Source organism: Bacteroidota bacterium, from assembly GCA_016715945.1.
Classification (GTDB): domain Bacteria; phylum Bacteroidota; class Bacteroidia; order Bacteroidales; family F082; genus JALNZU01.
Genome location: JADJXJ010000003.1, coordinates 70,300 through 84,229, shown reverse-complemented (window position 1 = coordinate 84,229; position 13,930 = coordinate 70,300). Strand labels below are relative to the sequence as shown.

The 13,930-nt window shown below is 54.3% G+C and carries 5 protein-coding genes; all 5 read right to left on the bottom strand.

Annotation, left to right across the window (positions count from 1 at the left end):
- Nucleotides 1–12: 12 nt before the first annotated feature.
- The gene (locus IPM52_10685; GenBank protein MBK9292074.1) at nt 13–2,148 is read right to left on the bottom strand and encodes an elongation factor G; all 2,136 of its coding nucleotides are present in this window, start codon (nt 2,146–2,148) and stop codon (nt 13–15) included.
- Nucleotides 2,149–2,303: 155 nt separating this feature from the next.
- Nucleotides 2,304–3,278, bottom strand: coding sequence for an adenosine kinase (locus IPM52_10680; protein MBK9292073.1), 975 nt, complete (start codon nt 3,276–3,278; stop codon nt 2,304–2,306).
- Nucleotides 3,279–3,345: 67 nt separating this feature from the next.
- The gene (locus tag IPM52_10675; GenBank protein ID MBK9292072.1) at nt 3,346–11,316 is read right to left on the bottom strand and encodes a hypothetical protein; all 7,971 of its coding nucleotides are present in this window, start codon (nt 11,314–11,316) and stop codon (nt 3,346–3,348) included.
- A 3-nt stretch (nt 11,317–11,319) separates the two neighbouring features.
- Entirely contained in the window at nt 11,320–12,339 is a 1,020-nt protein-coding gene (locus IPM52_10670) for a PorP/SprF family type IX secretion system membrane protein (protein ID MBK9292071.1), read from the bottom strand.
- Nucleotides 12,336–13,856, bottom strand: coding sequence for a gliding motility-associated C-terminal domain-containing protein (locus IPM52_10665; GenBank protein ID MBK9292070.1), 1,521 nt, complete (start codon nt 13,854–13,856; stop codon nt 12,336–12,338). Before IPM52_10665 ends, IPM52_10670 begins: the two co-directional genes overlap by 4 nt.
- Nucleotides 13,857–13,930 lie beyond the last annotated feature (74 nt).

Here is a 13,930-nt window from a genome sequence, read left to right as displayed (position 1 = left end):
CGAAGCGGATAATTAATCCTCGTCTTTTTGCTTTTCTTCGTATTCTTTGAGCAGTTTGGTCTGCACATCTCCGGGCACCTGAGCATATTCGGCAAATTTCATGCTGAAGCTGCCGCGTCCCGAGGTGATCGAACTGAGCGAGGTGCTGTAGCGGTCCATTTCGGCCAGGGGTACCTTGGCGCGGATCACCTGGTATTTTCCGTCGGAATCCATCCCCATAATCACGGCGCGGCGTCCCTGCAGGTCGGTCATCACCGAACCCATCATGTCTTCGGGCATGCGCACTTCCACATCGTAGATAGGTTCCATGATCTTTGGTCCGGCATTTTTGAAGGCGATGCTGAAGGCGTTGCGACCGGCCAGTTTGAACGAAATTTCGTTTGAGTCCACAGGGTGCATTTTGCCGTCGTACACATACACGACGATGTCGCGGGCATACGAACCGGTAAGCGGACCTTCTTCCATGCGTTCCATGATGCCTTTGAGGATGGCCGGCATGAAGCGGGCATCGATCGAGCCACCCACAATACAGTTGTTGAACACCAGCTTACCGCCCCAGGGCAGGTTGTGTTCTTCCTTGCCGCGCACCGGAAAATCGTTGGGGTCTTTGTAGCCTTCAAAATACGGCTGAACCATCAGGTGCACTTCGCCAAACTGTCCGGCACCACCCGATTGTTTCTTGTGGCGGTAGTCGGCTTTGGCCGATTTGGTGATGGTTTCGCGGTAGGGTATCTTGGGTGATGAGATGACCACATCAATTTTGAATACATTGTCGAGGTACCACTTCACGGTGTTGAGGTGGTATTCGCCCTGGCACTGCAGGATGAGCTGCTTGAGCTCGCGCGAGAGGTTGGCGATGATGGTGGGGTCGGTGCGGTGCATGTCCTGCAGCACACTTCCGAGCTTTTCGTCGTCGTTGGAGTTGACAGCTTTGATGGCCACCGAGAACAAAGGTTCCGGATACACAATAGGTTCGAAGGGAGCATCTGCAGCCTTGGAATCCATCAGGCTGTCGTTGGTGCGGGCGTCTTTAAGCTTGATGGTAACGGCAATGTCGCCGGCCACCACCTTTTCGACCTTTTCGCGGTTCTTGCCGTTCACCACAAAGAGTTGCGAGATGCGTTCCTTGTTGCCGGTGCGGGGGTTGATCAGGTCTTGCGCTTCGCTGATTTCGCCGCCCATCACCTTGAACATGGAGATTTCGCCCAGGTGTTGTTCGTTGGCCATTTTGAAGATGAACATGGCCGAGGGGTCGGAGGTTTTGCAGGTGTAGGTTTTGCCATCGGTGGTGCTGCGGCCTTTCGATTGAGAAGGCGAGGGACAGGTTTTGCTCACAAAGTCCATCAGCCTGTGCACGCCTACGCCGTGTTTGGCAGCGCCGCAGAATACGGGGAATACGCCGCGGCTGGCAAGCCCCTTGCGGATACCCTCGCGGATTTCGTCGAGGGTGAGGGTGTCGTTTTCAAAATATTTTTCCATCAGCGCTTCGTCGCCTTCGGCTGCAATTTCAACCAGGCTGCGGTGCAACTCTTCGGCTTTGGCCATTTCGCCGGCAGGGATATCGCTTACCTGAGGCTCGCCCCCACCCGGTTTGAACTTGAGCATCTTCATCAGCATCAGGTCGATGATGGTATCAAAACCTTCGCCCGGGTTGAGCGGATATTGTGCAAGGGTCACCTTTTCGCCGAAGTAATCCTTGAGCTGGCGCACGGTTTCGTCGAAATTGGCATTGTGGTGGTCGAGCTGATTGATAAAGAAGACCACCGGTGTGCCGGCTTTGGCAGCCTGACGCCAGGCGTTTTCAGTGGTGGCTTCCACCCCCGACTGGCCGTTGACTGTGCACACCGCCACATCGGCTGCATGGCAGGCGGTGAGGATGTCGCCGGTGTAATCGCTGAAACCGGGCGCATCGAGGATGTTTATCTTTTTGCCGTCGTGCAGGGTGTGGAGCAACGAAAGATGCACCGATATCTGCCTTTCGGTTTCGATGGGCCTGTAATCCGAAACTGTATTTTTATCGTCAACCGAGCCTTTGCGGTTTATCACCTTGCCTTCGAAAAGCATATTTTCGGATAAGGTGGTCTTTCCTGATTTGGCGGCACCTATCAGCGCCAGGTTCCTGATTTCCTCTGTCTGAAAAATCTTCATATCACTTCATATTAAATTAATATCCAAAGGTACCGTAAAGGCGCAAATTTATGAATTTAAGGCCAATAAACCAGGCCGCCCGGGCTTATTTATAACGATGCTGAATAAGGTGCAATGCCCTGTAGGCAGGCATTTTACCGGACATCAGGCAGGCTTCAGATCCCGGAGATTTGTGTCCTGAGTTGGGGCCACATGGCATCGGGAATTTTTGGGCCGAGCTGCCCGATCACCTTTGCGCCCAGCAGGGCACCCGCAGCGACTGCCTGCTGCAATGTGCCACCCAAAGCCAGCACATGCAAAAATCCGGCTGCAAACAGGTCGCCTGCACCGGTAGTGTCAATCACATCGGCCTGAAATGCCTGACCCAGTACGGTTTCGCTTCCGCGTTTTACCAGGGCGCCCCTGGCACCCAGTTTAACCACTGCCAGCCCGCATACGCTGCCCAGATAGTCCAGGCTTTGCTCCGGATCGCCTCCGGTGAGGGCTTTGGCTTCCTCCTCATTGGCAAATACAATATCCACGTACGATTTCAGCAGGTGTTCCAGCAAAGGCCGGTTTGCCTCCACTACATTGTAACTCGCCAGGTCGAGCACCACCTTCAATCCGGCTTCTTTGGCCAGGGCCATGGCCTTGATGATCAGCTCCTCATTTTGTACAAGATATCCTTCAACATAGAGGTATTCAGCCTGTGCAAACATCTCAGGACGAAGGTGTTCGGCGCTCAGGTTGAGCGCTGCCCCCAGAAATGTGGCAAAAGTGCGCTCTCCATCCGGCGTGATCAATGCATGGGCGATGCCTGAGGGATCGTTGCTGGTGATGAGGATGGGTTGGATGCCGGCTTTTTCCATATCGCTGCGGAAAAAATCGCCGGTTTCGTCATTGCCGATGTGGCCGATGAAAGCCGTAGCGTTGCCCAGACGCGCCAAACCATGGATGGTATTGGAGGCGGAGCCGCCGGAGGCTTTGGCATTTCCAAAATGCTCCACGGCAAGCATCACCTGACGTGCGCGGGCAAAGTCAACCAATTGCATGCTGCCTTTGGGCAGCCCCAGGGTATGAAGTATGGTGGCATCGGGTATCTGAACCAACACATCCACCAGGGCATTGCCAATTCCGATAAAACGACTCATGGGCAGGAATTTTGTGCAAAAGTAGCCAAAATCCTGCCCATGGGTTCAGGTTAGCGGTTGAGCCCTGCTACATGATCACAAGCTTGCGCACATACTGCCGGCCTTTGTGCACCACCAGCACGGAATAAATGCCCGAAGGCAGATACCCCAGGTCGAGGGTGCAGGGCGAAAGGGCCGTGCACGTCTGGTCTTCGCTGCTGTACACACTCACCCCCTGGCTGCTGAAGATGCTGATGCGCAGCACATCACCTTCAGGGAAGTTGTGGTTGATGGTAAAGCGGCCATGGGTGGGGTTGGGCGAAAGGCTGATGCGGTTCAGGTCGTCGTTTTCGCCTATGCCGATGTAACAGTCGTTGCGAACGGTCACCTTAACCGAACCTACCGCCGAACACTGTGCAATGGTGCCTACCACAGTGATGGTGCGGGTAGTGCCGGGGAAATAGCTGGTCCCGCGCACAATGGTGGTGCGGGTGGTGTCGCCGGTGCTCCAGTAGTAATGCTGGAATCCCGGACCGGCATCAAACTCTACCTGCTCATGCGGACAAATCTCCACATCCGGCCCGAGATTGATGGCGGCTGAGATGTTGACCACGGTGGTAAAAGCAGTGTCGGAGCCAATGCAACCGAACGGGTTGAGGTAGGAATAGACGATCATATGTGTACCGGGGCCGGCCACCTGCAGTCGGAACTGACCTCCAACAATACCAGGTCCGCTGAAAATACCACCGGCGGGCGTACCTGTAAGCACAGCCGGCGCATCATTGAGGCAGTAATAAGGCGCCAGCCCGCTCAGGCTCACCACAGGCGAAGGGATGATGTTCACTTCGATCGAAGCCGTTCCGGTGCATCCGTTGGCCGAAACGCCAATCACATTATATACTGTCGTGCTGTTTGGACTCACCGTGATACTCGATCCGGTCTGACCCGTTGACCAGATATAAGATTGCGCACCGGAAGCTGTCAGGATGATGGGGGTGCCACCACATACATTCTGGTCGCTGGCTTCGACGGTGATTTGGGGCGCCGGGAGCACCGTGACGAGCACACTGTCCTGCCGCAGACAACCCAAAGGCGGCCCTCCGGTGATGGTGGCATAATAGCGTCTGGTTTGAGTAGGTTGAATATTTACAGTATAGCCCAGACCGACAATCTGGCCGCTGGTATCGGTCCAGATGCAGCTGAAACCACCGGTGGCAGTGAGGGTAAGCGGTTGTCCGGCACAGATGGTGGTGTCGGGGGTAATGGTCATGGCCGGCAACGGCTGCACGTTCACCAGGAGGCTGTCGGACCCACTGCAACCAAACGTGCTAACCATACGCACATTGGTCCAGGCCGTCTGATTGAACTGCCTGGTGAAAAACTTCACCGTATCGTTGCCCATGGGCTGAACGACGCTATTGTTCCAGATGACGTGCGAGATGGGTACGTTGCTGGTTTCGCGCACCGAGAAAGTGACCTCGCTGAACTGGCAAACTGTTGGTGCACCTTCGCTTATTTTCATCCTTGCCTGCGGGTTTGGCCGCACCATCACATCAAGGGTGTCGTACACAATACAGTTGTCCGGACTGATGACCCTGGCCCAGTAACGCACCAAACCGGTGTCGGCGGGAGTTACAATGCGGGTAAGGCCTGTAAAGCCATCCCACCACCTGAAATCGGCGGCATCGCTTACACTGGCTGTGAGGGTCACACTCTGGCCAAGGCAAAGGTCTGTGTCCGAGGACGTCAGTGTCATTTTCGGACTGATCAGCGGAATGACCAGGATATCCAATGCATCGAAACAGTCAAATACCGTGCTGACTTCGAGCCTGATGACCACAGTATCGGCCACGAGGAGGCTGAAAGTTGTGTCGGTGCTGGTCAGTACACCATTAAGGAACCATTTGTAACTGAAACCAGGGCCAACAGGAGCTTCAAATTCCAGTGTTTCGCCCAGGCAGGCTTGTTGAAGCGGATTGATGTTGATTACGGGCGTCGGATTGACCTGGATGAAAACATTGCGTGTGCGCGTACATCCGAACTCATTGGTTACTAAAAGGCTTACTGTATCCGACTCCATGGCCGGGAAGCTATACTCAGCACCTGTGGCCACAAGCACATTGTTGACAAACCATTCGTAGGTATTGTCGCCCTCTACGGACGCAAGCAGCGTCATGGTATCGCCCGCACAGATTGATGTACCCATTGGCGTCAGAATCACGGCATTAGGCAATGGACGCACATTGATCACAGCCGTATCGTGCGAAACGCAACCTATGCTGTTGATGCCCTCGGCCCAATAGATAAAGGTGCCCACCTGATTGGCCAGAAACGTACGGCTGGTCTGGTTGCCCGCCAGGTTGTCCCACCAGTTGAACGAAAGAATATGCTGCGGATCAATTGTCAGCGTAAAACTGTTTCCGACACACACATCCAATGTGTCCGGTGTCAGAATAATGCCAGGAGCAGTGTGAATGAAAATCTGCAGCGAATCGGACGAAGTGCAGCCAAAGTTGTCGGTTACTCGCAACCTGACCCATGAATCTTGCAAAATGGGATAAGTGAGCTGGTGGGTATTGCCTGCCACAGGCAGGTTATTGACAAACCATTCATATTGATAATCTGGATCCTGAGGGCCAACAAAGGTAGCCGTAGCGCCTTTGCACACGGTGTTGTTGCCGCCCTGAATTTGCAGGCTGAATTCTGGTTGGTTACGTACATTCACATAGCTTGTGTCGCGTGCCCGGCAGCCATTGGCACCAATGGCCTCAGCCCAGAAAGCATAGGTGCTGTCGCCAAAGGCCGGCAGGAAACTGCGAAGATGTAAGTTGGTGCCCAGCCCATCCCACCAGATGAACGAGGTGCCATTGGTTGTCAGGTTCAGGATGGCCTGTTCGCCCAGGCAGATGGTCTGATTGTCGGGGCTCAGATTGATGGTTGGCGATGGCAGGGTGGTGATAACCACTTCATCAGCGGCAAAACAACCTTGAGGGGTGGCCACTTCGAGCCGGAGGGTGATGTTTTGCGTAACTTTAAACCTGTACACCGGGTTGCCACTCACAGGAATTCCATTGACCAGCCAGGTGTGGGTGATGCCTGGTCCGGTGGGACTGCTGAATTCGGCCACATAACCGACACAGATGGCCTGGTCGGGACCGAGGTTGACGATAGGAGCTTCATTGACAACAATGGTTACTTCGTCCGATTTGACACATCCAAATGCGTTGGTCACCTCGAGCCGGATCAGGCTGGTGAAATCGGCTATATAGCTGTATATGGGTGTGGTGGCTACTTCCACGCCGTCTTTAAACCATTTGTAGCTATAGCCCACATCCTGCAGTGCAGTTAACACCACTTCCGAGTGCTGGCAGGCGATGAGTCCGTTGGGTGGCGGAATGATCTGCGCCACCGGATTTGGATGAACAACTACCAGTGTGGTATCGCGGCTGAGGCAACCGGCCGCATTGTACCCCTCGGCCCAATAAATATAGGTGCCTACCTGATTGGCCACAAAAGTTCGCTGAAGCAGGTTACCCAGCAGGCCGTCGAACCAGGCCGTCGACACGACGTGCTGGTTGTTGATGGTCAGCAGAAATTCCTGGCCCTGGCACACTTCGAGGGTGTCGGGTTGAAGGATGATTCCGGGCAGGTTGAGCGATTGGATGGCCACCTGGTTCTCGTTGACACATCCAAAGGCATCGGTTACCCTGAGCCTGACCACCACATCCTTGGTTACTTTAAAAGTGAGCTGGTGGCTGTTGGTACCTGCCGGCTGATTATCGATAAACCACTGGTATTGATGTCCGGGCACTTGCGGACCGGTGATGGTGGCATTGGCCTGATCACAAATCACATTCGAACCGCCTGCGATGGTCAGGGGCACTTCGGGCAAGGCCCTCACATAAACCTCTACAGAGTCGCGGTTGGTGCAGGAGTAGCCATTGATGGCCTCAGCCCAGAAAATGTAAGTGGTATCGGAACCAAAGGGATAGAACCTTCGCGGGTTGATATTGCCCGAGAAATTGTCCCACCAGATGGTGCTGGTTGCACCGTTGGTCTGGAAGGTCAGATCCACATAGTCTCCGGCACAGATGGCGCTGTTGCTGGCGCTTACCGTGATGCCGGGGATGGGCTTTGAGGTGATCACCAATTCGTCGGTGGTGGTGCATTCCTCCGCCGAAGACGCTTCGAGCCTGAGTGTGCTTGTGCCCTGAGGAACCATAAAATTGATTTCTCTGTTCGTGCTGAATGGCACTAACTCGTTGTTGAGAAACCACTTGTAGCTAAAGCCGTCGCCTGCCGGACCACTCAGGTGAACTACCTCTTTTTCGCAGACCTGCAAATCGGGTCCAAGGTTAAATATGGGTGCCACCCGGGTGGTGATTTGCTTGAAGGCCGAGCCGCCACAGCCGACTACCGTGTCGGTGACAATGACCCTGACCACAGAGTTTTGCGTAAATGTGCGCGTCAGCGTTGCAGTTTTGGCGTTTGGAAGAAGCACGCCGTTTACATACCACTGGTATTTGTAGCTGGGTGCCACCGGTGCATTGAACATCACTTCGCTGCCAATGCACACAGGCGAGTTGCCATTGGACGATACGATGCTGAACGCCAGGGTGTCGCGTACCAGGATATCGACATATTTCCGGGTAATGCATCCCGTGGCATTGATGGCCTCCGCCCAGATGGTCGTATCCTGGGTGGGTATAAATCCGCGGGTGAGCACATTGCCCTGCAGGCCGTCGCCCCAGGCAAAATTGACCGGAGGAGGACTTGGTGACGAGAGCACAATAAAGGTTTGGTCGCCAAGGCAAAGCTGGTATTTGCTTACATCCATATTCAGGATGGGGGCCTGCACCGGATTGACGAGTACCGAGTCGGCATTCTTGCAGCCGGTGAGGGTGTTGGTCACTTCCACCCTCACATAAACAGGATTTGTTCCTTTAATGGTGTCGCTGAACATGTGGGTTGTAGCCAGAGGTTTCAACTGTCCTCCCACATACCATTTATAATTGTAATTGCTGTTTTGTGTGGCTGTAAATTCTTTGGGCTGGCTGGTGCAGGCAGTGGGGCCTCCTATGGCAGTGATGGTGACCGGGGGTGGTGCGAGTACATTCACGGTAACATAAGCCGTGTCGGTACAACCGTAGAATGTGGTGGCTTTGGCAGAAAACACCTGGTTGCCTGTCTGATGGGGGTAGATGGTGATGGGCGTAAAATTGGCCAGGGTGTCGGGGTGTATCCAGTTCCATGTGGTGCCCGAAACACCAAGCAAAGTGAGTGTGACAGGCGAACCGGAACAAACCTCAGGTGCGCTGGCATTGAGCTGAATGGCAGGCAGGGGGTGTGCCACAATGGTTTCTTCATCTTCCAGCTCGCAATCGTTGAGCTTTACAACCACTTTGACTGTGGTGGTGGCCGTCAGCTTAAACTTGTAGGTATTGAATCCGGCACCTGTGCCTTGCAACACCAGGTCGCCGTTTTTGTACCACTTATATTCGTAGGAGGGGTTGAAGGGGGTTTGCATGAAGATGCTGTCGTTCACGCACTTGGGTGTGTTGCTGTCGGTGTAGGTGAGGTTGACCGAAGGAGAGGGCGCCACCACGGCTGCTACGATGTTCGAAGTGGCCGGGCTGCCCGATTTGCATTGCTCGCTCGAGGTGAGCACCACCGCAATCTGGTCGCCATTGGCGGGCGTGTAGGAAAAGTCGGGGGCATTGTTGCCCACATTCACATTATTCACCTTCCATTGGAATATCGGGCTGGCGCCTCCGTTGACGGGCGAGGCGGTAAAATCCACATTTTGTCCGGCACAGATGTCCACAGTAGCCGGGCTGATGCTGACACTCACCGGGAGGATGGGATTGACGGTAAGGGTTAAAGGAGGCGAAATCACCGTGGGGGCGCTCACGCAGCTCAGGCTGGAAGTCAGCTCAACGCGCACCACATCGCCATTGGCCGGGGTGTAGGTGTAAGTGGGGCTGTTGGTGCCCACATTCACATTGTTCACTTTCCACTGGTAAGCAGGCGATGTGCCTCCGTGGGTGGCCAGGGTGGTAAATGCCACCTGCTCGCCGGCACAAACCTCGGTTTGAGTAGCAAAAACCTGAATAGCCGGCGTAACCACAGGGGTCACATTCATGGTCACGGGATTTGAGGTAGCTATGGCACTCAGCACACAACTCTCGTTCGAAGTCATCTGTACGGTAACCTGGTCGCCATTGGCAGGTGCGTAGCTAAACGTATTGCTGGTAGTAGGGCCACCCTGATTCACGCCATTGACCCTCCACTGATAAATGGGGCTGGTGCCTCCGTTGAAAGGGGTGGCAGTAAAGTTGACCACTGTGCCTTCACACACATTGTTGGCATCGGGGGCCACCAAAACACCGGCGATCAATTGGTTAAGTACCGTCATGGTCAGGATGTTCGAGCTTGCCGGGTTGCCAATGGCACATACCTCGCTCGAAGTGAGCTGCACCTGAATCTGGTCGCCATTTACAGGGATATAGGCGTAGGTAGCACTGTTGGTTCCTACATTGTTGCCGTTCACTTTCCACTGATAAACGGGTGTAGCTCCCTGATTTGAAGGCGTGGCGGTGAAGGTGACCAAGGTGCCTGTACACACCTCCAGATCCGGGTCGTCGGCAGCTATGGTGACGGCCACAGGGAGGGTGGGATTCACGGTCATGGTGAGGGGCAGGCTGGTGGCGGTGGTGGTTGTGAGGCAGCTGGCGCTTGAAGTGAGCTCTACGGTGATCACATCTCCGTTTGATGGAGTGTAAGTAAATGAGGGACTGTTGGTTCCGGCATTCACATTGTTCACTTTCCACTGATAGGATGGTGAGATTCCTCCGTTGACAGGCACCGCCGTATAAGTGACAGGTGTTCCGGCACATACGATGCTGGCCCCCACGATGCTCACCGAGGGAGTGACATTGGGATTCACTGTCATGGTGATGACATTGGAATTGGCCGTAGCCCCGGTGCAGGCGCTAGATTGCACCACTGCGTGCACCTGGTCGCCATTGAGGGGCGTGTAGGAAAATGTGGAAGTTGTTGCGCCCACCTGCAGCACATTGTTCACATACCACTGGTAGGTGGGGTTGTTGCCTGCGCTGGTGGGTGTGGCAGTGTAGGTCACACTGGTTCCCTGGCAAACCGGATTGAGGCCGCTGATGCTTACCGAAGGTGTGATGACGGGACTTACTGTCATCGTCAGAATGTTCGAGCTAACCATACCTGGCGAGCAGTCCAGCGAGCTGGTCATCTCGACCCACACATTGTCACCGTTGTTGGGTGTATAACTGAACGTGGGCAGGTTCGGCCCAACCGGATTGCCATTCACCCGCCATTGGTAAATAGGTGTAGCGCCAGGAGCTGTGGGTGTGGCTGTAAAACTGACCAGCGTACCGGTGCACACTGTCGATTCGCTTGAGGTGATGGATACTGCAGGACTTGGTATGGCGTTCACAGTTATGCTGCCGGAGGCGACAACCGTGCCGCATCCGCCAGTAAGGTTTACCGTATAGTTATAAGTGCCCGGGTTAAGTGGTGTACCGCTGATGGTGACCACATTCAACGCCCAGTTGCCCGAAACACCAGTCGGCAAGCCGGTGAAGGTGGCACCCGTGGCTCCGGTGGTGTTGTAGGTGATGGTGGTGATAGGGCTTCCGTGGCAGAGGGTCTGGTTGTTGGTTCCGGGTGCCGAACTCAGGGTGATGGTATTGTTGGGCAGTACCTCAATGTAGTCGACCTTGGTTTCGGTATCCGTACCATTGTCGTCGGTAATGGTAAGCGAAACAGTTTTATACCCCGCAGTGGAATACGTCACCGTGTGCGGCCCAACAGTATTGGCGGTAGCCGGACTTGCACCGGCGCCAAAGTCCCACGAGTATGTTACTGTACCCGTGGTGCCGGAAGAGTTGTCGGTGAAAGTCACAGGCTGGCCAATGCAAACTGTTAACGGGCTGGCCGTGAAATCGGCTGTTTGTGCATTCAAGCCAATATGGCTGAAAAGCAGCAACAAGAGGATAGCTATTGGTTGGTAAAGAAGCTTCATGGTTTAGTCCCTCCTGTATTTTTGTTCGTACATCTGCTGATATTCATGGAGCATATAGCGTTTGTTGTTGTCGCGTTTTTTGGTGCGTTGTGGCGGTCCACCTGTGGAGTATCTGGACGAGCCAGTGGTACTGCCTGTTTCGCCAAACCGGAATCCCAGGCTCAGTTCGTGGGTGCCGCCTGAGCGATAATGGTAACCTCCGATGCCTGCCTCATAGGAGTAGGTGAGCTGCATGGCATTCACCAGCCGGCCGCCCACCAGAATGGCAAATGCCTGGCTGTTGCGATACAAACCGCCTATCCACACCTGGTCATTGAAAACCAGATTGACCGATGCGTCGATGCCGGTGGGCTGGTTTGAGGTGTGCCTGACCAAAAGCATGGGCATCATAAAGGCATTGTCGGCCAGGGGGACACGTCCGGCAGCATGAAACAGAAACTCGCGTTCAAATGCATAGTTGCCCTGGCTATGAAGCACATACGCATCAGGTGTGCGCAGCAATACGGGCATACCCAAACCGGCTTCAAACCATGGATTGGCGTACATGATGCCCCATCCGGCATTGAAGTTGAGCTTGGTCAGCTGGTCGAGGTTCTGAAACAAGGGATCACTCAGATCGCCCTGAAGGCGGCTCAGGTTGATGCTGTTCTGATAAATTTGTCCGTTGATACCAAAATGCAGGTATTGTTCTTCGGTCATCTGAAGCTTGTAGCTCATGCTGAGCAAACCTTTGAACCGTTCGAGGATGTCCACCCTGTCGAGAAAGGCTTCAGCCCCAAGGTAGAGGCCGGCGCCCACCCCGAAATTGGTGTTGAACCGCATGGTTTCAGGAGCGGGATTGATGTTCACCCAGTCCTTCCGATAATTGAAGAAAAACTCGCCCTGACTGCGCGCACCTGCAAATTGTGGCCCAAGGCTGTATGGGTTCTGCACATAATGATTCGTGAGCGGAAACTGTTGCCCGTGCACCGAAAAAGCCCCGGACAACAGAAATAACATCATGGTTCTGAGCAGCTTTTTCATCGCAAGAGGGTTATCGTTCCTTTAAAAACCTGACCCCGGGCGCCTTCAATCACATAAAAATACGAACCCTCCGGCAAAGGGTTGCCGTTGAAGGTGCCGGCCCAGTCGTTGTTGTAATTCGTCGATTCGAACACTTTAAGTCCCGAGCGTGTATATATCGTCACCCTTGCCGGCCGAATGCTGTTCAAAATATCGATCTTCCACACGTCGTTGTGGCCATCGCCATTGGGCGTGAGAATGTTCTGAACTTTGAAGCCCGGATCGTAATCGAACTCGCTTTGCTGGATCACAAAACTTTTTTGTGTCTGGCATCCCAGGCGATAGCCTTTTACGGTATAGTTGCCCGGAAGCGTGGTGGCATAGTTGAGGTTCCTGACCTGGTTGTTCCATATGGCCGAGTCGAGGGTTCCTGCCACGCGAAGGCGCACGGTGTCGAAACGGTATTTGGTGTAAGGCGATTGGAAAGGCTGGCCATCCTGAAACTGAATGGTAAAGTTGGGCGGGTTAAGCACATTCACTTGCCGGGTAATGGAGTCGGTACAACCTGAGGTGGTGGTCACCCGCAAGCTGACCTGGTACATGCCCGGCTGGTTAAAGGTGTGGTCAGGATGCTGGTTGGTGTAGGTGCTCTGTCCGATGGTCCATTTCCATTGCTCGGGAAAGCCTACCTGTACCCGCGACTGGTCGGTAAAACGTATTGGCGCGCCGGCACATGCCGGGGCATGCACAAAGTTCAGCAAGGGATAATCGCCCACCACCACCGGAAAATAGGCCGAGTGCGGAAGGCTGCTGTGCCTGGTAATCACCCTGATACCCACAAGACGTTCGCCCGGACTGTCAAAGAGGTATTTTGCAGTATTGCCCGCAGCATCGTCGAACTGCAGGTCGGCATCCAGATCCCACAGCACCGACAGCACGGTGTCGTTGGTTTGAATACGGGCAGTAAAAAAGGTGCTGTCGCCTATGCAGGTGCGGGTATATTCGAAATCAGGAACTGTGGTGTAGATCACATTGACGCTTGCCGATGCCATGCTGGAGCAACCGTTGGCGCCTGTGCCTCTGACGGTATAGGTATTCTGGGGCAGATGTGGCCGCACAAAAAAGGTTGCGGTATTGGGGCCTCCGGTCCATGCATAAGATTGCGCACCTGAGGCTGTAAGCAACACAGCCTCGCCGGGCAACAGGCTGGCAGTGGCCGGACTGATCTGCACATCGGGCAATGGCAACACATTCACCCTGATGGTGTCGCGCTGGGTCTGGCCCTGAAAATTGGTGAGTCTTACCCAATAATCGGTCGTTACCGAAGGCCGGGCAATAATAAAACGGGTGGTGGCCCCTGTGCTCCATAAATAACTGAAAGCCAGAGGAGCTTCGATGACTGTGCTGTCGTTGAGGCAGATGCTGCGGTCAGGCCCCAGAAAACCATCCTGCGCAAAAGCTCTGACATGGCCGGCCACGAACATAAGACCTGCCAGACTTACAACAAACACAATATGGCGTAGCCTTGCCTGCTTCATAAGCGCATTTTTGGTTTTTGCTTCATAATAACCTGTAAAAATAAAACCCAAACGTTTATGCCCAACGCATCATG

Excerpts from the sequence above, each read along its gene's own strand:
- IPM52_10685 (MBK9292074.1), bottom strand. The coding sequence starts at position 2,148 with ATGAAGATTTTTCAGACAGAGGAAATCAGGAACCTGGCGCTGATAGGT.
- IPM52_10680 (MBK9292073.1), bottom strand. The coding sequence starts at position 3,278 with ATGAGTCGTTTTATCGGAATTGGCAATGCCCTGGTGGATGTGTTGGTT.
- IPM52_10675 (MBK9292072.1), bottom strand. The coding sequence starts at position 11,316 with ATGAAGCTTCTTTACCAACCAATAGCTATCCTCTTGTTGCTGCTTTTC.
- IPM52_10670 (MBK9292071.1), bottom strand. The coding sequence starts at position 12,339 with ATGAAAAAGCTGCTCAGAACCATGATGTTATTTCTGTTGTCCGGGGCT.
- IPM52_10665 (MBK9292070.1), bottom strand. The coding sequence starts at position 13,856 with ATGAAGCAGGCAAGGCTACGCCATATTGTGTTTGTTGTAAGTCTGGCA.